19 protein-coding genes are annotated in these 19,748 nt (G+C 62.2%); 11 read left to right on the top strand and 8 right to left on the bottom strand.

The genetic code is table 11. From position 1 onward, the window contains the following. Positions 1-39 precede the first annotated feature (39 nt). Positions 40-1,005, top strand: a complete 966-nt coding sequence (locus M5C71_RS22325; RefSeq protein ID WP_103497655.1) for a L,D-transpeptidase family protein — start codon at positions 40-42, stop codon at positions 1,003-1,005. A gap of 134 nt (positions 1,006-1,139) precedes the next feature. Here M5C71_RS22325 and oprI read toward each other — a convergent pair whose 3' ends face one another. Beyond that, positions 1,140-1,391 carry an outer membrane lipoprotei OprI gene (gene oprI, locus M5C71_RS22320; RefSeq protein ID WP_100940823.1) on the bottom strand — a complete coding sequence of 84 codons (252 nt, stop codon included), beginning with the start codon at positions 1,389-1,391 and terminating at the stop codon, positions 1,140-1,142. Between the two features lie 684 nt (positions 1,392-2,075). On the opposite strand from oprI, the gene M5C71_RS22315 reads away from it, so the two are divergent. Next, positions 2,076-2,357 (top strand): GNAT family N-acetyltransferase, encoded by a 282-nt coding sequence (locus tag M5C71_RS22315; protein WP_040065473.1) that lies wholly within the window; start codon positions 2,076-2,078, stop codon positions 2,355-2,357. Between the two features lie 60 nt (positions 2,358-2,417). Here the strand turns inward: M5C71_RS22315 and M5C71_RS22310 are convergent, their stop codons facing one another. Together M5C71_RS22310 and M5C71_RS22305 are read right to left on the bottom strand one after the other, a co-directional pair. After that, positions 2,418-3,494: a 3-deoxy-7-phosphoheptulonate synthase gene (locus tag M5C71_RS22310; protein ID WP_103497654.1), complete on the bottom strand. Its 1,077-nt coding sequence runs from the start codon at positions 3,492-3,494 to the stop codon at positions 2,418-2,420. Between the two features lie 129 nt (positions 3,495-3,623). Beyond that, entirely contained in the window at positions 3,624-4,070 is a 447-nt protein-coding gene (locus tag M5C71_RS22305) for a PilZ domain-containing protein (RefSeq protein WP_103497653.1), read from the bottom strand. Here M5C71_RS22305 and M5C71_RS22300 point away from each other — a divergent pair. The 4 genes from M5C71_RS22300 (at position 4,069) to cysB (ending at position 7,233) form a co-directional block, all read left to right on the top strand. Continuing rightward, positions 4,069-4,455, top strand: coding sequence for a thioredoxin family protein (locus tag M5C71_RS22300; protein ID WP_177100347.1), 387 nt, complete (start codon positions 4,069-4,071; stop codon positions 4,453-4,455). The two genes, M5C71_RS22305 and M5C71_RS22300, sit on opposite strands and share 2 nt — an antisense overlap. After that, positions 4,452-5,417, top strand: a complete 966-nt coding sequence (locus M5C71_RS22295; RefSeq protein WP_152737161.1) for a putative 2-dehydropantoate 2-reductase — start codon at positions 4,452-4,454, stop codon at positions 5,415-5,417. The genes M5C71_RS22300 and M5C71_RS22295 overlap by 4 nt, the downstream gene beginning before the upstream one ends. A gap of 229 nt (positions 5,418-5,646) precedes the next feature. Beyond that, positions 5,647-6,147, top strand: a complete 501-nt coding sequence (locus M5C71_RS22290) for a universal stress protein (RefSeq protein ID WP_103497650.1) — start codon at positions 5,647-5,649, stop codon at positions 6,145-6,147. Positions 6,148-6,258: 111 nt separating this feature from the next. Then, the gene (cysB, locus tag M5C71_RS22285; RefSeq protein ID WP_040065465.1) at positions 6,259-7,233 is read left to right on the top strand and encodes an HTH-type transcriptional regulator CysB; all 975 of its coding nucleotides are present in this window, start codon (positions 6,259-6,261) and stop codon (positions 7,231-7,233) included. Positions 7,234-7,419: 186 nt separating this feature from the next. On the opposite strand, the gene M5C71_RS22280 is transcribed toward cysB, so the two are convergent. From M5C71_RS22280 to M5C71_RS22260, 5 genes are all read right to left on the bottom strand, one after another. After that, a complete protein-coding gene (locus M5C71_RS22280) occupies positions 7,420-8,154 on the bottom strand; it encodes a phosphoadenylyl-sulfate reductase (protein WP_100940816.1) in 735 nt (244 codons plus the stop codon). 108 nt (positions 8,155-8,262) lie between these two features. Continuing rightward, entirely contained in the window at positions 8,263-9,606 is a 1,344-nt protein-coding gene (gene pabB / locus M5C71_RS22275; RefSeq protein ID WP_248768764.1) for an aminodeoxychorismate synthase component I, read from the bottom strand. A 117-nt stretch (positions 9,607-9,723) separates the two neighbouring features. After that, positions 9,724-10,710, bottom strand: a complete 987-nt coding sequence (locus M5C71_RS22270; protein ID WP_248747538.1) for an alpha-L-glutamate ligase-like protein — start codon at positions 10,708-10,710, stop codon at positions 9,724-9,726. Further along, complete coding sequence (locus M5C71_RS22265) at positions 10,710-12,242, bottom strand: inactive transglutaminase family protein (protein WP_152737159.1); 1,533 nt, start codon at positions 12,240-12,242, stop codon at positions 10,710-10,712. The genes M5C71_RS22270 and M5C71_RS22265 overlap by 1 nt, the downstream gene beginning before the upstream one ends. Positions 12,243-12,247: 5 nt before the next feature. Continuing rightward, entirely contained in the window at positions 12,248-12,787 is a 540-nt protein-coding gene (locus M5C71_RS22260) for an ATP-dependent zinc protease (RefSeq protein WP_103497647.1), read from the bottom strand. A gap of 303 nt (positions 12,788-13,090) precedes the next feature. Here M5C71_RS22260 and M5C71_RS22255 point away from each other — a divergent pair, with 303 nt between their 5' ends. From M5C71_RS22255 to prpF, 5 genes are read left to right on the top strand one after another with little or no spacing between them, the layout of a single operon-like run. Continuing rightward, a complete protein-coding gene (locus M5C71_RS22255; RefSeq protein WP_103497646.1) occupies positions 13,091-13,813 on the top strand; it encodes a GntR family transcriptional regulator in 723 nt (240 codons plus the stop codon). Next, positions 13,810-14,709, top strand: coding sequence for a methylisocitrate lyase (gene prpB / locus M5C71_RS22250; protein WP_103497645.1), 900 nt, complete (start codon positions 13,810-13,812; stop codon positions 14,707-14,709). Before M5C71_RS22255 ends, prpB begins: the two co-directional genes overlap by 4 nt. Positions 14,710-14,765: 56 nt before the next feature. After that, positions 14,766-15,893 carry a 2-methylcitrate synthase gene (gene prpC, locus M5C71_RS22245; protein WP_248768735.1) on the top strand — a complete coding sequence of 376 codons (1,128 nt, stop codon included), beginning with the start codon at positions 14,766-14,768 and terminating at the stop codon, positions 15,891-15,893. A 19-nt stretch (positions 15,894-15,912) separates the two neighbouring features. Next, positions 15,913-18,507, top strand: coding sequence for a Fe/S-dependent 2-methylisocitrate dehydratase AcnD (acnD, locus tag M5C71_RS22240; RefSeq protein ID WP_248768734.1), 2,595 nt, complete (start codon positions 15,913-15,915; stop codon positions 18,505-18,507). Positions 18,508-18,557: 50 nt separating this feature from the next. Beyond that, entirely contained in the window at positions 18,558-19,748 is a 1,191-nt protein-coding gene (prpF, locus tag M5C71_RS22235; RefSeq protein ID WP_248768733.1) for a 2-methylaconitate cis-trans isomerase PrpF, read from the top strand.

Genomic DNA, 19,748 nt, shown 5'->3' with positions numbered 1-19,748 from the left:
GTCTATTTACTTACGTCGATCATGCGAAGGATGTCCCGGATGTTATCGCGCTTTCCCGCCGTCACCCGTTGCCTGTCTGTTGCCGCCCTCTGTGTGGCAGGTCCCGTTTCGGCCCTGGAACTGCCGCTGCCACCGCCTGGCGAGGACATCGTCGGCCAGGTCCAGGTGATCAAGGCCAAGTACGAGGACACCTTCGCTGACCTCGGGACCACCTACGACCTGGGTTATTCGGAAATGGTCGCGGCCAACCCGGGCGTCGATGCCTGGTTGCCGGGCGCGGGGACCGATATCGTCCTGCCGACCCGCTTCATCCTGCCACCGGGCCCGCGCGAAGGCATCGTGATCAACCTGGCCGAATATCGCCTGTACTACTTCCCGAAAGGCCGGAATGTGGTCTACACCTTCCCGCTGGGGATTGGTCGCGAAGGCTGGGGCTCGCCGGTGGCCCACACCACCATTACCGCCAAGATCCCGAATCCGACCTGGACCCCGCCGGCCTCGATCAAGGCCGAGCACGCCGCCGAGGGTGATCCGCTGCCCAACGTGGTGCCGGCCGGTCCCGACAATCCGCTGGGCCCGTTCAAGTTCACCCTGGGTACGCCGGGCTATCTGATCCACGGTTCGAACATGAAGTTCGGCATCGGCACCCGCACCAGCCACGGTTGCTTCCGCATGTACAACAACAACGTGCTGGAGATGGCCGGCATGGTGCCGGTGGGCACTTCGGTGCGGATTATCAACGATGCCTACAAGTTCGGTGTCAGCGGCGGCAAGGTGTTCCTGGAAGCCCATACGCCGCTGGACGACAACGGCAACCCTTCGGTGGTCGACAAGCACACCGCGGTGATCAATGCCTTGCTCAAGCGTGAAGACCTGGCGAACAACCTGCGGGTCAACTGGGATGAAGTGCGTGACGTGGTGGCGGCCGAAGATGGCCTGCCGACCGAAATCGCCGTGCCAGGTGCGCCGTCGATGGTCTCCAACGCGCCCGATCTGCAGCAATAAGGGCGTTGTAAGCGACCCGTCCGGACCTCGAGGTCCTGGCGGGTTTTTTTATGCCTGGGCGCCGGGCGCTTTCGGCCAGGCAAAAAAAAGCCGATCCAGTAATGGATCGGCTTGATAACAACCCCGAGGGATTATTACTTCTTGCTTGCTTTTTCGAGCATACGCAGAGCGCGCTCGTTAGCTTCGTCAGCAGTCTGTTGTGCTTTTTGAGCAGCAGCCAGAGCTTCATCAGCTTTGCGGTAGGCTTCATCAGCACGAGCCTGGGCACGAGCAGAAGCGTCTTCAGTAGCAGTCAGACGGGCTTCAGTTTCTTTGGATGCGCTGCTGCAACCAGTGGCCAGAACGGCGGCCAGGGCCAGAGCAGAGAATTTCAGAACGTTGTTCATCGTGTTCCCCTTCAAGGACTTTCTATTAATAACCATCTCCCCAGAGTGGGGATATAGTCGGCATACATACTACCCATTACTTGTAGTAAGTAAACTGACGTAACGCAAGAAGCAAAAAAAATTTTTGGAAGAGAATATTTTCAGCTAACTTTTCATCATCCTGTATAAAAAATGTGCAGCAACCGGGCGTGATTCGGGCGCTTTGGGCAAGTCCAATCTGCACTAGTGTGCCAGTCACAGGGACTGTCCACTGCTCATACACGCGTCGCGCTAGTCGCGGCGAATGACTCTTTTCTTCCACCGTCGGCAGGGCGGGGAGGCATCTTTGCCAATTGAAAAGTGACTTTAAGAAGCACTGTTCGTCTTACAACATAACATTCCGGCAATCTTCAGCCGCTGTTCAGGTTTTTCAGCGAAAGGGCCCGTTTGGCCGGGCTACCATGAGCCGGTCGGACCATATGACGAGCGTGTCTTGAGCAGGGCGGGCAGGACGCCTACTATCTGTCAGGTGCCCACTTGTTCGGGAGCTGTCGGCTCTTCTCGTTGTCCAACCAGGCACGGGGCGGCGTAGGATATTTGTGATGATTTGGCTGCTGTATCGATTTTTCGTACAGAGCTGGATGATACCTTCGTCGGAAAAACATGTAAGGTAGGGTCAGAATCCAAGACCCGCGAGGAGTAGTGATGAGCGAGGCGTTGTCCATCCACCATGACCAGGCAGGTCATCAATTCGAGACCAATGTGGACGGTCATCGTGCCTACCTGACCTATATGGACCTGGGTAAGCAGACCCTGGATATCTACCGTACCTTCGTGCCGAACGCCTTGCGCGGCCGCGGGATTGCGGCGGCGCTGACCGAACAGGCGCTGGCCTATGCCGACCAGATGGGTTACACGGTGATTCCTTCCTGCTCCTATGTCGAGCGTTACATGGAACGTCATCAGCGGCATGCCGCGAAGATCTGAGTCCACGACGCACACAAAAACGCCGGGCAATGCCCGGCGTTTTCGCGTCTGCGTGTCCGGTCAGCCGCGCTGACGCTTGGGCAACACGTCCTTGAGCTTGGCATGCATGCTGCGCAGGGTTTTTTCGGTGGCGCTCCAGTCGATGCAGGCATCGGTGATCGACACGCCGTATTGCAGGTCGGCGAGGTCTTTCGGAATCGCCTGGCAACCCCAGTTCAGGTGGCTCTCGACCATCAGGCCGATGATCGACTGGTTGCCTTCGAGGATCTGGTTGGCGACGTTCTCCATCACCAGCGGTTGCAGGGCCGGGTCCTTGTTGGAGTTGGCGTGGCTGCAATCGACCATGATGTTGGCCTTGATCTTGGCCTTGGCCAGCGCCTGTTCGCAGACCGCGACACTGACCGAGTCATAGTTCGGCTTGCCGTTGCCGCCGCGCAGGACCACGTGACCGTAGGCGTTGCCCTTGGTGGTGACGATGGACACGCCGCCTTCCTGGTTGATGCCGAGGAAGCGATGGGGGCTGGATACCGACTGCAGGGCGTTGATCGCCACGGTCAGGCCGCCGTCGGTACCGTTCTTGAAGCCCACGGCCGAGGACAGGCCCGAGGCCATTTCGCGGTGGGTCTGGGATTCGGTGGTGCGCGCGCCGATGGCCGACCAACTGATCAGATCCTGCAGGTACTGCGGCGAGATCGGGTCAAGGGCTTCGGTGGCGGTGGGCAGGCCCATTTCCGCCAGGTCCAGCAGCAGCTTGCGACCGATATGCAGGCCGTCCTGGATCTTGAAGGAGTCATCCAGGTAAGGGTCGTTGATCAGGCCCTTCCAGCCGACGGTGGTACGCGGCTTCTCGAAATACACGCGCATCACCAGGTACAGGCTGTCGGACACTTCGGCGGCCAGGACTTTCAGGCGTTCGGCGTATTCGTGGGCAGCCTTGATGTCGTGGATCGAGCAAGGCCCGATGACGACGAACAGGCGATGGTCAGTGCCATCGAGAATATTGCGGATCACCTCGCGACCTTTGGTCACGGTGCGCAGGGCGCTCTCGCTCAGGGGAATATCACGCTTGAGCTGATCGGGAGTGATCAGCGTCTCGTTGGAGGCGACGTTAAGGTCGTTGATCGGTAAATCAGCCATCGTGTTACTCGTCAGGTCACGGATGCCGGCCGCCAGCGATCCCCGCGCGGCGGAGCGCAGCAGATTTAAGCGCGTCGGGGAGCCGAACCTTAGCGCGTTAGGCGGGGGGCGGGCAATGGCCTGGCCGGTTTAATCGAGTAAAGCTCGCACATAAGGGCGCTCCAGGCTGGCTTGGGAGAAGTCGCTGGCGTGTTCGCGAACCCATTCCTGGGCGATGACTTCGATGTTTTGCCGATCTTTGCTTTGTTGCTGGCGGGTTCGCTGGTAGCGTTCGATCTGGCAGACCTGCTCGCCCATGCGCGCGCCGAACAGGGTTTGTTCGTCGACAAAGGCAATGCCCACCCGGTAGCCGTGCTTGCGTTTCAGGCACCAGGCCACGTAGCCCGGATAACAGGCGCTGGCACCGAGGCTGGGAATGCACATTTGCAACGCCGAGCCTTTGCGCCAGCCACGCGGTGAATAGCAGGAGACACCGCCCAGGCTGATGCGGTCGAGTTGGTGAAGAGAAATGCAGGAGTGCTCAAACAGGGTCAATGTGACGGGAACGTCATCGGGATGAGGAAGAAAGCGCACCATGAACAACGACTCCCTGCGTCGGTCAGTGGAAAAACTTTCCAACAGTATAGTGAAGAGCCTGGAGTTGACGGATTTTGATATCGACCGGAATCTATTGGACTTGCCAGGTGTTTCATTACTGATATTCACCAGTGTCGGCTGTGCCTCCTGCCGTTTCGCCCGGGAGGTATTGCCGACCCTGGCCTTACCGGTCGAGCGCTTGTGTTGGATCGATGCGGGCGACAACGGCGGGGCGGTGCAGCGTTACGGGGTGTTTCATCTGCCGGCACTGTTTGTGGTCAAGGACGGTGGTTTTCATGGAGCTGTGCAGTCACGCCTGGCCGTGAACGAGCTTGCCGACGGGGTTCGGCAGGCCTTGAGTCTTGTACCAGAGGAGTTGCCATGACAGGTTCAGCGAGCAGGCCGCGTATCGGCATTATCGGCACCGGTGCGATCGGTGGGTATTACGGTGTGATGCTGGCGCGGGCCGGCTTTGACGTGCATTTTCTGTTGCGTAGCGAGTTTTCGGCGGTGGCCGGGGACGGCTTGCGGATCGACAGTGCGGTGCACGGTGCCCTGCATTTGCAGAATGTGCAGGCCTATGCCCAGGCCGCCGACATGCCGCCCTGCGACTGGTTGCTGGTGGGCGCCAAGACCACCAGCAACGCCAGTCTCGCGCCGCTGATTGCCCAGGCCGCGGCACCGGGGGCGAAGGTATTGGTGCTGCAGAACGGCCTCGATGTAGAGGATGAACTGCGTGCGCTGTTGCCCGAGTCCCTGCATCTGTTGGGCGGGCTGTGCTTTATCTGCGTGCACCGTGCCGGCCCCGGGACCATCGTGCACCAGGCCCTCGGCGCGGTGAACATCGGTTATCACAGTGGTCCGTTGCTCGATGATGCGACGGCTCGCCAGGCCCTGGTCGAAGAGGGCGCCGCTCTGTTCCATGCCGCGGGCATCGAGTCCCAGGCCATGGCCAACCTGCAGCAGGCGCGCTGGCAGAAGCTGGTGTGGAACGTGCCTTACAACGGTCTATCGGTGTTGTTGCGGGCCAGCACCACGCCGTTGATGAGCGATGACAGCAGCCGCGAACTGGTCCGGGCGCTGATGGCCGAGGTGGTGCAAGGCGCCCAGGCCTGCGGTCATGAGCTGCCGGCCGGCTACGCCGAGCACCTGTTCAAGGTGACGGAAAAGATGCCGGACTATTGGCCGAGCATGTACCACGACTTTGTCCATAAGCGGGCGCTTGAATTGGACGCCGTCTATGGGCGTCCGCTGGCCGCGGCAAGTGCCGCCGGTTGCGAGTTGCCGAAGATCCGAGCCCTGTACCAGGCCCTGGCCTTTATCGACGCGAACAATCGCCAGGATTGAATGCGCTCCTGTAGGAGTCGGGCTTGCCCGCGAAGAGGCCCTTGAGCCTTGCGTCGATCATGCGGCCCTCTTCGCGGGCAAGCCACGCTCCTACAGGTTTCAGGTGTTTTCAAGATCGGGTTTCTTCAAGGATGAGCAGCGGGGCCGGCCCGACCAGCCGTGCTCCGAGGTCTGCGGGGCGCTGCTAAGCTCAACTGAACTCCGCCATTCTGGCAGTCGAGGAGGCCCCATGATCCGTTCGATGTTGTACGCCACCGACCTCGGTCTGTATGCGCCTTATGTCATGCAGCATGCCCTCGAGTTGGCGCGGACGTTCAAGGCCGATTTGTATGTGGTGCACGCCGTCGAGCCGATGGGGTTGTTCGCCGAGTCGGTGTTGCAGAGCTACCTGGATGAGCAGGCATTGAACGAATTTCACAGCCAGGGTCTTAACACCGTGATGGCGACCATTGAGCAGCGGGTGCTCGACAGCTTTCGCGAGGAGTGTGCCGACGGGCTGCAGGACCTGAGCATGATCCAGTCGATCAAGGTGCTCCAGGGCGATCCTTCGCAGGTCATTCTCGAACAGGCCCGGGCCCTCTCGGTGGACCTGTTGATCGTCGGCAGCCATAGCCATGGCACTGGTAGCGAGGCGCATTTGGGGCGCACCGCCGCGCGGGTCCTGCAGTTGGCCCAGGTGCCGGTTTACCTGGTGCCGCTGTTGCAACGCCGTCGCTATGGCGATGTCTGAGTCGGAAAGTCAGGGTTTTGATAAAAAAGTTCTAGATTTATTCTTCAAACCATTCATATAGTTATATATCGCCGCTGTTACTGCGGCGTTTACCTGCTTTGAGGGATACATATGAAGCTTCAACAACTGCGCTACATCTGGGAAGTGGCGCACCACGACCTCAACGTTTCCGCGACTGCGCAAAGCCTTTACACCTCTCAGCCGGGTATCAGCAAACAGATCCGCCTCCTCGAAGACGAGCTGGGTGTCGAAGTCTTCGCCCGTAGCGGCAAGCACCTGACCCGCGTCACGCCAGCCGGTGAACGTATCATCACCACGGCCGGCGAGATCCTGCGCAAGGTCGAGAGCATCAAGCAGATCGCCCAGGAATTCTCCAACGAGAAGAAAGGCACCCTGTCGATCGCCACCACCCACACCCAGGCGCGTTATGCCTTGCCGCCGGTGATCAGCAGCTTTATCAAGCAATACCCGGACGTGGCCCTGCACATGCACCAGGGCTCGCCGATGCAGATCGCCGAGATGGCCGCCGACGGTACCGTGGATTTCGCCATTGCCACCGAAGCCCTGGAGCTGTTCGGCGATCTGGTGATGATGCCGTGCTATCGCTGGAACCGTTGCGTGGTCGTGCCCCAGGGCCACCCACTGACCAAGCTGCCGAAGCTGACCCTGGAAACCCTGGCCGAATACCCGATCGTCACCTACGTGTTCGGTTTCACCGGGCGTTCCAAGCTGGACGAGGCCTTCAGCCATCGCGGCCTGACCCCCAAGGTGGTGTTCACCGCGGCGGACGCCGACGTGATCAAGACCTATGTACGCCTGGGCCTGGGCGTCGGTATCGTCGCCAAGATGGCGGTGGACCCGGTACTCGACAAGGACCTGGTGGTACTCGATGCCAGCGAGTTGTTCGAATCCAGCGTGACCAAGATCGGTTTCCGTCGCGGCACCTTCCTGCGCGGTTTCATGTGCGACTTCATCGAGAAGTTCGCGCCGCACCTGACCCGTGAGGTCATGGCCAAGGCCATCCAGTGCCACAACAAGCAGGAACTGGAAGAGCTGTTCGACGGTGTCGAGCTGCCGGTGCACTGAGTCAGCCGGACATGAAAAAGCCCCGACTGGTTCGGGGCTTTTTTGTCGGTGCTGGAACGCGATCCTGACGGCGACGCGGTCCCTGTAGGAGCCGGCTTGCCGGCGATGGGGCCGGTCAGTCGTGCGTTGATCTTGCGGACGCCATCGCCAGCAAGCCGGCTCCTACACGGGGAGCGTGTCAGGCCTTCAGATCTTGGCGATCAGGTTACCGGAGTGCAGGCCACATTCCTTCTGCGTGGCTTCTTCCCACCACCAGCGGCCTTCGCGTTCGTGCTGGTTCGGCAGCACCGGACGGGTGCAGGGCTCGCAGCCGATGCTGATAAAGCCGCGCTCATGCAGGCTGTTGTAGGGCAGTTCGAGCATGCGGATATAACCCCAGATCTCTTCGCTGCTCATCTGTGCCAATGGGTTGAACTTGTACAGGGTGCGTTCCGGGGTGGAGAAGGCGCTGTCTATTTCCAGCGCCGCCACCTGGCTGCGGGTGCCCGGGCTCTGGTCGCGACGCTGGCCGGTGGCCCAGGCACTGACACCGGACAACTTGCGGCGCAGCGGCGCGATCTTGCGGATACCGCAGCATTCGCCGTGGTTGTCCTTGTAGAAGCTGAACAGGCCCTTGGCTTTGACGAACGGCTCGAGCTCATTGTGATCCGGGGAGATCAGCTCGATATCGATCTTGTAGTGCTCGCGCACCTGATCGATAAAGCGGTAGGTCTCCGGGTGCAGGCGCCCAGTGTCCAGGCTGAAGACCTTGACGTTCTTGTTCAGTTTCCAGGCCATGTCCACCAGCACCACGTCTTCCGCGCCGCTGAAAGATATCCACAGGTCATCGCCAAACTGGGAAAAGGCCAGCTTGAGAATGTCCTGGGCGGACTTGTTGGCGTATGTCGCGGCGAGTTCAGCGACGTCGAACGGTTGGCTCATCAGGCGGTTCCTACAGTCAGTGGCGCTTTGCGCTCGAATAGGTGAATAGTAACAAAATCCTTCGGCGCCGGCCCCATGCTCAAGCACGATCCCTTGCGGGCACAGGCTTCAGAGGCTTTGCAGGGTGTCGAGCAAGACCTTCACCTTGGTGATGGATTCCTGGTATTCCGCCTGCCAGTCGGAATCGGCGACGATGCCGCCGCCGCCCCAGCAACTGACCTGGCCATCCTTGACCAGCAGGCTGCGGATGGCGATGGAGCTGTCCATCTCGCCGCGCACATCCAGGTACAGCAGCGAACCGCAATACAGCGCCCGTCGGGTCGGTTCCAGCTCGTCGATGATCTGCATGGCGCGGATCTTCGGCGCGCCGGTGATCGAGCCGCCGGGAAAGCTGCCGGCGATCAGGTCGAGGGCGTCGCGGTCGTCGGCCAGGGTCCCGGTCACGCTGCTCACCAGATGGTGCACGTTGGGGTAACTCTCCAGGCTGAACAGTTCCGGGACCCGTACCGAACCGATACGGCAGGTGCGCCCCAGATCGTTGCGTAGCAGGTCGACGATCATCAGGTTTTCCGCGCGGTCCTTGCTGCTGGCCATCAGTTCGGCGGCGTTGGCCGCGTCTTCAGCCGCGTCGCGGCCGCGTGGGCGGGTGCCCTTGATCGGGCGTGTCTCGACCTGGCCCTGGCTCACCTTGACGAAGCGCTCCGGTGACAGGCTCAGCACCGCGCCGTGGTCGGGCAGGCTCTGGAAGCCGGAGAAGGGTGTCGGGCAGGCGGCGCGCAAGGCGCAATAGGCGACCCACGGATCGCCCTGGCAGTCAGCCCGGAAGCGCTGGGCGAAGTTGACCTGATAGCAGTCACCGGCCTGGATATAGTGCTGGATACGTTCGAAGGCCTGGCGGTAGGCGTCGGCCGTGAGGTCCGCGGTCATCGGGCCCTTGAGCTGGAATTCGTTGCTGTCCCGGGCGGCCGGCTGGCCGAACAGCTGGATCAGCCGTTCGCGCTCGGCGACTTCGACGCTGGGATGGAACACCAATTGGCTGCTGCCTTGCTGGTGATCGCTGATCAGCGCCCAGGCATACAGGCCGAAACGCGCATCGGGCAGTTGCAGGTCGTCCCGCGCCTGATTGGGCAGGTGTTCCAGGTGGCGGCCGAAGTCGTAGCTCAGGTAGCCGATCAGGCCGCCGGCAAACGGCAGTTCGCACGCCGCCGGAAGTTGTGCTTCGCCCAGGCGCGCCAGGTTGTCCCGCAGGCGTTGCAGGAACGCCGCGCCACGCTCGTCCGGCAACACCGCCAGTTGCTCCAGCGGCCAGGCGCTGAGCAGGTCGTAACGCCCGCGCTCGGCCTCGGGCCGGCCGCTGTCGAGCAATACGGCGCCGGGCGCATGGCGGATCGCCGCGAAGTAATGGGCGGGATTGGCATGGTAGGGCAACGGATGTACGGTGCAGGTCAACATGGGGGGCGGGTCAGCCATGGGAGCGCGGTGCGCGATTGTAGTCTCCTGTAGGCGCTGCTCCTAGGGGCATGTCGCTGGATGGAGATTGCCTTGTAGGATCTGTCGTTGTGCAGTGGATCAGTCGTTGAGTGCCGGCACATGGCCGAACAGTTCCTGGACAAAACGCACCCGTGCCTCCGGCGTCTCGGTGATGCCCGCGGCGGCCAGTTCCGCCAGGTGGGCCTCCACGGCATGGGTCCGGTGGGTCAGCCCGCAGTCGTTGGCGATCTGGATATTCAGGCCGGGGCGGGCATTGAGTTCGAGGATCAGCGGGCCCTTGTCCTGGTCCAGGACCATGTCCACGCCGATATAACCCAGGCCGCAGAGTTCATGGCAGCCGGCCGCCAGTTGCATGAAGGCGTCCCAGTTGGGCAATTGCACGCCATCCACCGGATGGGTGGTGTCCGGGTGCTTGCGGATGATGTTGTTCAGCCAGGTGCCGCGCAGGGTGATCCCAGTCGCCAGGTCCACGCCCACGCCAATGGCACCCTGGTGCAGGTTGGCCTTGCCATGGGACTGGCGAGTCGGCAGGCGCAGCATGGCCATTACCGGGTAGCCCATCAGTACGATGACGCGGATATCCGGCACGCCTTCGTAGCTGATGCTCTTGAAGATCGGGTCGGGGGTGACCCGGTATTCGATCAACGCGCGGTCGCGGTGCCCGCCCAGGGAATACAGGCCGGTCAGGATGCTGGAGATCTGGTGCTCGATTTCCCCGTGGCTGATCAGGCGTCCGGAGATCGAGCGATAGTGGCCCTCGAAACGGTCGGCGATCACCAGGATACCGTCGCCGCCCGCGCCCTGGGCCGGCTTGATAACGAAATCACGGCGCCCGTCGATGATCGCTTCCAGGCGGTCGATTTCCTTTTCCGTGGAGATCACCCCGTACATTTCCGGCACCTGGATGCCGGCGGCGATGGCCCGCTCCTTGGTGATGATCTTGTCGTCGACGATGGGGTAGAGGCTGCGCTTGTTGTACTTGAGCACATAGTCCGCGTTGCGCCGGTTGATCCCCATGATGCCCCGGGCCTCCAGGGCTTTCCAGGTTTTCCACAGGCCGAACATCAGGCGTTTTCCTTGAGGAACGCCTTGAAGCGCAGCAGTTCGGTCAGGCGGTAACCGCGATAGCGACCCATTGCCAGCATGAAGCCCACCAGGATCAGCAGGATCGCCGGGAAGGTGAAGACGAAGTAGATCAGCTCCGGCACGGTCATGATCAGGTGCGCCAGGGAGGCCGCGAACAGCGTGCCGATGGCGACTTTCAGGGCATGATTGGCGCCGCGCTCTTCCCAGGTGATGGACAGGCGCTCGATGGTCATGGTCAGGATCACCATCGGGAACAGTGCCACCGACAAGCCACGTTCCAGGCCCAGCTTGTGGCTGAACAGGCTGATGGCGGCGATCAGCACCACGACGAAGGTCAGTACCACCGACAGCCGTGGCAGCATCTGCAACTTCAGGTGTTCCAGGTAGGAGCGCAGCGACAACCCGAGGGCGGTAATGATGGTGAACAGCACGATGCCGAAGCCCAGCTGGGTTTCACGGAAGGCCAGGGCGATCAGCACCGGGGTGAAGGTGCCGAGGGTCTGCAGGCCGATCAGGTTGCGCAGGATCAGGATCACCAGCACGCCAATAGGGATCATCACCATGATCATGAAGGTCTGCTGGGTTTGCAGCGGCAGGCCATAGAGCGAATATTCGAGGAAGTTGGCGTCGGAGTTCTCGTCGGTCAGCTTGGCCAGGCGGATCGCGTTCATCTCGCTGTTGTTCAGGCTGAAGGTGACGCCGGCCTTCTTGCCGCCCTCGACGCTGATCAGGTTGTCGGCGCCGGTCCACCAGAGCAGGCGGTCGGACGGCAGGCCCTGTTCACCGGTGTCCGGGTTGAAGTACAGCCAGTCCGTGCCATTGAAGCTGCGCAGCCAGAGTTCCGGGGTCTGCGGTTGATCGGCCACCAGGCGCAGGGTGTGGGCGCGTTCCATCGGCACATGGGCGATGGACAGCAGCAGTTCGATGATCTGCGCCTTGTGCGGGGTCGACGGATCGCCGGCCAGCAGCAGCTTGACGTTGTCGTCGCCGAGGTTGTTGACCCGCTTGATGGTTTCGCCGATGAAGGTCTCGACGTCCGCCGAGTGCTGGCGGATCGGCGCGAGCAAGGCGTCCGCGGCGATTTTCTCCGGCCCCTCGATCGCCATGCTGTCGCGGAAGGTCGGACCTTTGACCTTGGGTTTCTCGCCGGTATAGCGCTTGGTCAGCACCAGGCGGTAATACAGCGTCTGCTTGCCACTGACCTTGCGTGCCGACCAGGTCACCTTGCGGTTGCCGTCGGCACGGTTGACGCTCACCCCGTAGTTGTTGGAAATGAAGCTCTCGTTGAGGCTGACATAGTCGCGGCTCAGGGGCGGCACGAACATCTGGATCTTCACCGGTTCCTTGGTGCTGGCGACGAACTCGACCTTGGCGTCGATGTTCCACAAGTCGTCCGTGGCATCCTCGGTGACGGGAATCCCCAGCACGAAAATCTGATAGGCCGTGACCGAAGCACCCAGCAACACCAGTACGGTGATGAGGATTTTCAGGTGGAGGGTGAGAGAACGCATTCGGATTACTCGGCGGTTTGTGCGTCGTGGCTGCAGGCGGGTTTGCCGGCAGCGTACTTAAGACTGGGGTCGACCAGCGCATCGAAGCGCTTGAGGGCTTCGGAGCCGATCAACAGCGGGTATTGGAAGCTGCTGCGGTCGGTCAAGTTCACTTCTATGCTGCGCAAGGCGCTGCCCATGCAGATTTCCAGGGTGATCACCGGGCGCGCGGTATAGGCGTTGCCCTCGTCCGGGTCATAGTCGCCGGCACGGCGCTTGATCTTGCTGACGCGGGCCAGGGGCAGTTCGATCGGATGCGAGTGGGCGGCGTCGATCGCCAGGTAGAAGCGCACCCAGCTTTCACCGTTGCGTTTGAACCGGTGGATGTCGCGGGCACTGAGGGAGGCGGTCTTGGCACCGGTGTCGAGCTTGGCCGGCACTTGCAGGTCGATCCCGGCCAGTTGCGCGTACTCGTTCAGGCCGTACACCGTCTTCTCGGTCGCGAGGCTGATGCCAGGCAGACAAAACAGGCAGAGAAGCAGTAGGGAGAAAGGCGTGAGTCTCATAAATCCTGGCGCGTATCGGGCAATCTTGATTCAAGGGGACTGGCAATATCGCGCAAGCATCCTCGTACGTCTGTCAGGAAAATATGACAGTCAGCGCATCGGCGGAAGCGCGCGGCATTCTAGCATGCTGGACTTGTCGCGCCAGCGCCGGACGCCTCCCTCGTCGGATAGGTCGAGGTTTGTTCCTTGAAGCGCGCTGTTTCAGTGCTTCTTAGACTATTGTCGACAATACCAATTAATTCTTTGACTGATTTGCTGATATTGGCTAGTTTTAGCGCCATTGATGGATAAGGTGTCGACAATATGTTGCATGAGCTGGAGCCACCCGCGATTGCCCAGGACGATTCGGAAACCTTGTCCGAGAACGTCTTCCGGCGCATTCAGGCGGCGATCGTCAAGGGTGAAATCGCCCCCGGCAGCAAGATTTCCGAGCCGGAGCTGGCCCGCACCTACGGCATCAGTCGCGGCCCGCTGCGCGAGGCCATTCACCGTCTGGAGGGCCAGCGCCTGCTGGTGCGCGTGCCCCATGTCGGGGCGCGGGTAGTGTCCCTCAGCCAGGCCGAATTGATTGAGCTATACGAAATCCGCGAATCTCTTGAAGGCATGGCCTGTCGCCTGGCGGCCGAGCGCATGACGGCCGAGGAAATCGAGGAGTTGAGAGAGGTTCTCAATACCCATGAGCGCGACGCGGCGTTCCAGGCCGGGGTCGGCTATTACCAGCAGGAAGGCGATTTCGACTTTCACTACCGGATCATCCAGGGCGCGGGCAACCGCACCCTGACCCAGATGCTCTGCGGCGAGCTGTATCAGTTGGTGCGCATGTACCGCATCCAGTTTTCCGTCACTCCCAATCGGCCACGCCAGGCGTTCGCCGAGCACCACCGGATTCTCGACGCCATCGCCGAGCGCGATGGCGAATTGGCCGAACTGCTGATGCGCCGCCATATCGGCGCGTCGAAACGCAATATCGCGCGTCACTACCAGGACGCCGTCCAACCGACAGCTACGAAGCGAGGTGAGTCATGAGTCAGGGTTCCAACAAGAGCACGCCCGGTCAGCGTTTCCGCGATGCGGTCGCCAGCGAACAGCCCTTGCAGGTGGTCGGCGCGATCAACGCCAACCACGCCTTGCTGGCCAAGCGCGCCGGCTTCAAGGCCATCTACCTGTCCGGTGGCGGTGTCGCTGCCGGCTCCCTCGGGGTGCCGGACCTGGGCATCACCGGCCTGGATGACGTGCTCACCGATGTACGGCGGATCACCGATGTCTGCGACCTGCCGTTGCTGGTGGATGTCGACACCGGCTTCGGGGCCTCGGCGTTCAACGTGGCGCGCACGGTCAAGTCGATGATCAAGTTCGGCGCGGCGGCGATCCATATCGAAGACCAGGTCGGCGCCAAGCGTTGCGGCCATCGGCCGAACAAGGAAATCGTCACCCTGCAGGAAATGGTCGACCGTATCAAGGCGGCGGTGGATGCCCGTACCGACGACAGCTTCGTGATCATGGCGCGTACCGATGCCCTGGCCGTGGAAGGCCTGGAGTCGGCCCTGGAACGTGCCGCCGCGTGCATCGAGGCCGGTGCCGACATGGTCTTTCCGGAAGCCATCACCGAACTTGAGATGTACAAGCTGTTCGCCAGCCGCGTGAAGGCGCCGATCCTGGCCAATATCACCGAGTTCGGTGCGACGCCGCTGTTCACCACCGAACAGCTGAAGTCCGCCGACGTGTCCCTGGTGCTGTACCCGCTCTCGGCGTTCCGTGCGATGAACAAGGCGGCGGAAAACGTCTACACCGCGATTCGCCGCGACGGCACCCAGGCCAATGTGATCGACACCATGCAGACCCGCATGGAGCTTTACGATCGTATCGATTACCACACCTTCGAGCAGAAGCTCGATGCGTTGTTTGCCCAGAAGAAGGGCTGAGACCTGACTACCCTGACTTGCCGGGTCCCTAATAAATTCAAGAATTGGAGAGAGCAATGGCTGAAGCAAAAGTACTGAGCGGTGCCGGCCTGCGTGGCCAGGTCGCCGGGCAAACCGCCTTGTCCACCGTCGGCCAGGCCGGTGCCGGCCTGACCTACCGTGGTTACGACGTGCGTGAACTGGCCGCCGAGGCGCGTTTCGAAGAGGTCGCCTACCTGCTGTTGTATGGCGAGCTGCCGAATGCCACCGAACTGGCGGCCTACATGGGCAAGCTGCAGACCCTGCGCGATCTGCCCCAGGCACTGAAAGAAGTGCTCGAGCGGATTCCCGCTGATGCCCACCCGATGGACGTGATGCGCACTGGCTGTTCCTTCCTCGGCAATATCGAGCCCGAAGGCGACTTCGCCCGCCAGCATGAAACCACCGACCGGCTGCTGGCCGCGTTCCCGGCGATCATGTGCTACTGGTATCGCTTCAGCCACGAAGGCAAGCGCATCGACTGCGTGACCGACGAGGCTTCCATTGGCGGGCACTTCCTGCACCTGCTGCATGGCAAGGCGCCAAGTGAGTTGCACCGCAAGGTGATGGACGTGTCGCTGATCCTCTACGCGGAGCACGAGTTCAACGCCTCGACCTTTACCGCGCGGGTCTGTGCCTCGACCCTGTCCGACCTGTTCTCCTGCATCACCGCCGCCATCGGTTCCCTGCGCGGCCCGCTGCACGGCGGCGCCAACGAGGCGGCGATGGAAATGATCGAGCGTTTCAGCTCGCCCCAGGAAGCCGTCGAAGGCACCCTCGGCATGCTGGCGCGCAAGGACAAGATCATGGGCTTTGGCCATGCGATCTACAAAGACAGCGACCCGCGTAATGAAGTGATCAAGGGCTGGTCGAAGAAACTCGCCGATGAAGTCGGTGACACCGTGCTGTTCCCGGTCTCCGAAGCCATCGACAAGACCATGTGGGAGCAGAAGAAACTCTTCCCCAACGCCGACTTCTACCATGCCTCGGCGTATCACTTCATGGGCATCCCGACCAAGTTGTTCACGCCGATCTTCGTCTGCTCGCGCCTGACCGGCTGGGCCGCCCATGTGTTCGAGCAGCGTGGCAACAACCGCATTATCCGCCCGAGCGCCGAGTACATCGGCGTCGAACAGCGCAAGTTCGTGCCAATCGAGCGTCGCTGAAATAATCGAGTCCCAGACCATGAATAGCCAATACCGTAAATCGCTGCCCGGCAGCCACCTGGATTTCTTCGACGCCCGTGCGGCAGTCGAGGCCATCCAGCCCGGGGCCTACGGGACCCTGCCTTACACCTCCCGGGTACTCGCCGAGAATCTGGTCCGTCGTTGCGACCCGGCGACGCTGACCGATTCCCTGAAGCAACTGATCGAGCGCAAGCGCGACCTGGACTTCCCCTGGTTCCCGGCCCGGGTGGTCTGCCATGACATTCTCGGCCAGACCGCCCTGGTCGACCTCGCCGGCCTGCGTGATGCCATCGCTTCCCAGGGCGGCGATCCGGCCCAGGTCAACCCGGTGGTGCCGACCCAACTGATCGTCGACCACTCGCTGGCGGTGGAATGCGGCGGTTTCGACCCGGACGCCTTCACCAAGAACCGCGCCATCGAAGACCGTCGCAACGAAGACCGTTTCCACTTTATCGACTGGACCAAGAAGGCCTTCAAGAACGTCGATGTGATCCCGCCCGGCAACGGCATCATGCACCAGATCAACCTGGAGAAAATGTCCCCGGTGATCCAGGCGCGGGACGGCGTGGCCTTCCCCGACACCTGTGTCGGCACCGACAGCCACACCCCTCACGTCGATGCGCTGGGGGTGATCGCCATCGGTGTCGGCGGCCTCGAAGCCGAGAGCGTGATGCTCGGCCGGGCCTCCTGGATGCGCCTGCCGGAAAGCGTCGGCGTCGAACTGACCGGCAAGCTGCAACCGGGCATCACCGCCACCGACATGGTGCTGGCGCTGACCGAGTTCCTGCGCAAGCAGAAAGTGGTCGGTGCCTGGTTGGAGTTCTTTGGCGAAGGCGCCTCGGCGCTGACCCTGGGCGACCGCGCGACCATTTCCAATATGGCCCCGGAGTACGGCGCCACGGCGGCGATGTTCTATATCGACCAGCAGACCATCGACTACCTGAAACTCACCGGGCGTGAAGACGAGCAGGTCAAGCTGGTGGAAACCTACGCCCGCCACACCGGGCTCTGGGCCGACAGCCTGAAAGGCGCGGACTACGAGCGTGGTTTGAGCTTCGACCTGTCCTCGGTGGTGCGTAATATGGCCGGTCCGAGCAACCCCCATGCCCGCGTCGCCACCAGCGACCTGGCGGCCAAGGGTATTGCCGGCCAGTGGGACGATGTGCCGGGGCAGATGCCCGACGGCGCGGTGATCATCGCCGCCATCACCAGTTGCACCAACACCAGCAACCCGCGCAATGTGATCGCCGCCGGCCTGATGGCGCGCAACGCCAACAAGCTCGGCCTGACCCGCAAGCCCTGGGTCAAGTCGTCCCTGGCGCCGGGTTCCAAGACCGTGGCGCTGTACCTGGATGAAGCCGGGCTGACCAAGGAGCTGGAACAGCTGGGCTTTGGTGTCGTGGCCTTTGCCTGCACCACCTGCAACGGCATGTCCGGTGCGCTGGACCCGGCGATCCAGCAGGAAATCATCGACCGTGACCTCTATGCCACGGCCGTGCTGTCCGGTAACCGCAATTTCGACGGGCGTATCCATCCCTACGCCAAGCAGGCCTTCCTGGCTTCGCCGCCGCTGGTGGTGGCCTACGCCATAGCCGGCACCATCCGTTTCGATATCGAGAAGGATGTGTTGGGCCTGGACGCCGACGGCAAGGAAATCCGCCTCAAGGACATCTGGCCGAGCGACGAAGAGATCGACGCGGTGGTCAAGGCCTCGGTGAAGCCGGAGCAGTTCCGCAAGGTCTACATCCCGATGTTCGCCATTCACGAAGACACCGGTCCCAAGGTCACGCCGCTGTACGACTGGCGGCCGATGAGCACCTATATCCGCCGTCCGCCGTACTGGGAAGGCGCCCTGGCCGGTGCGCGACCGCTCAAGGGCATGCGCCCGCTGGCGGTGCTGCCGGACAACATCACCACCGACCACCTGTCGCCGTCCAACGCCATCATGCTCGATAGCGCGGCCGGTGAGTACCTGGAGAAAATGGGCCTGCCGGAAGAGGACTTCAACTCCTACGCGACCCACAGGGGGGATCACCTCACCGCGCAGCGCGCGACCTTCGCCAACCCGAAGCTGTTCAACGAAATGGTCGTGGAAAACGGTAAGGTCAAGCAGGGTTCCCTGGCGCGGGTCGAGCCGGAAGGTCAGGTCATGCGCATGTGGGAAGCTATCGAAACCTACATGGAGCGCAAGCAGCCGCTGATCATCATCGCCGGTGCCGACTACGGCCAGGGCTCGTCCCGTGACTGGGCGGCCAAGGGCGTGCGGCTGGCTGGGGTCGAGGCGATTGCCGCCGAAGGCTTCGAGCGTATCCATCGCACCAACCTGGTGGGCATGGGCGTGTTGCCGCTGGAGTTCCTGCCTGGGACCGACCGCAAGACCCTTGGCATCGACGGCACCGAGACCTTCGATGTGATCGGCGAGCGCACCCCCCGTAACACCCTGACCCTGGTGATCAATCGCCATGACGGCGAGCGTCTCGAGGTGCCGGTGACCTGCCGCCTCGATACCGCCGAAGAGGTCTCGATCTACGAGGCCGGCGGTGTCTTGCAGCGTTTTGCCCAGGACTTCCTCCAATCGGCCACGGCTGGCTAGGCGACCTGCCGGGGCGGTTGTCCGCCCCGGCCATCACAGGACACGATTTCATGGCCCACGTAGCGCAAATCAAGATCCCCGCCACCTATATGCGCGGCGGCACCAGCAAGGGGGTGTTCTTCAACCTCAGCGACCTGCCCGAAGCGGCGCAATTGCCCGGTGCGGTGCGGGATGGGTTGTTGTTGCGGGTGATCGGCAGCCCCGACCCCTATGAGAAGCAGATCGACGGCATGGGCGGGGCGACCTCCAGCACCAGCAAGACGGTGATCCTGTCCAAGAGCATCAAGGCCGACCACGACGTCGACTACCTGTTCGGCCAGGTCTCCATCGACAAGCCGTTTATCGACTGGAGCGGCAACTGCGGCAACCTGTCGGCGGCGGTCGGTTCGTTCGCCATCAGCGCCGGCCTGGTGGATGCCGGGCGGATCCCGCGCAATGGCGTGGCGGTGGTGCGGATCTGGCAGGTGAATATCGGCAAGACCATCATCGCCCATGTGCCGATCACCGAGGGCCAGGTGCAGGAAACCGGTGACTTCGAGCTTGACGGCGTGACCTTTCCGGCCGCCGAAGTGCAGCTTGAATTCATGGACCCGGCGGCCGAGGAGGAGGGTGCCGGCGGTTCGATGTTCCCCACCGGCAATCTGGTGGACGACCTGGAAGTACCGGGTGTCGGTACCTTCAAGGCGACCATGATCAATGCCGGGATTCCGACGATCTTCGTCAATGCGGCGGATATCGGCTACACCGGTACTGAGTTGCAGGGCGATATCAACAGCGATCCCAAGGCCCTGGCGATGTTCGAGACGATCCGGGCCTATGGTGCCGTGCGCATGGGCCTGATCCGGCATATCGATGAAGCGGCGACCCGTCAGCACACGCCGAAGGTGGCGTTTGTCGCGGCACCCGCGAGCTATACCGCGTCGAGTGGCAAGCCGGTGGCGGCGGCCGATCTGGACCTGTTGGTGCGAGCCTTGTCCATGGGCAAGCTGCACCACGCGATGATGGGCACGGCGGCGGTGGCCATCGGTACCGCGGCGGCAATTCCCGGCACCCTGGTGAACCTGGCGGCGGGCGGTGGCGAGCGCAGTGCGGTGCGTTTCGGCCATCCGTCGGGTGCCTTGCGGGTTGGTGCGCAGGCTTCCCAGGTCAACGGTGAATGGACCGTGGTCAAGGCCATCATGAGCCGCAGTGCGCGGGTCCTGATGGAAGGCTGGGTACGTGTGCCGGGTGATGCTTTTTGA

The sequence above is a fragment of the Pseudomonas sp. MWU12-2345 genome (genome assembly GCF_023242385.1).
GTDB classification, from domain to species: domain Bacteria; phylum Pseudomonadota; class Gammaproteobacteria; order Pseudomonadales; family Pseudomonadaceae; genus Aquipseudomonas; species Aquipseudomonas gingeri_D.
The sequence above is the reverse complement of the archived record's forward strand: the minus strand, read 5'-3'. Positions and strand labels throughout refer to the sequence as shown.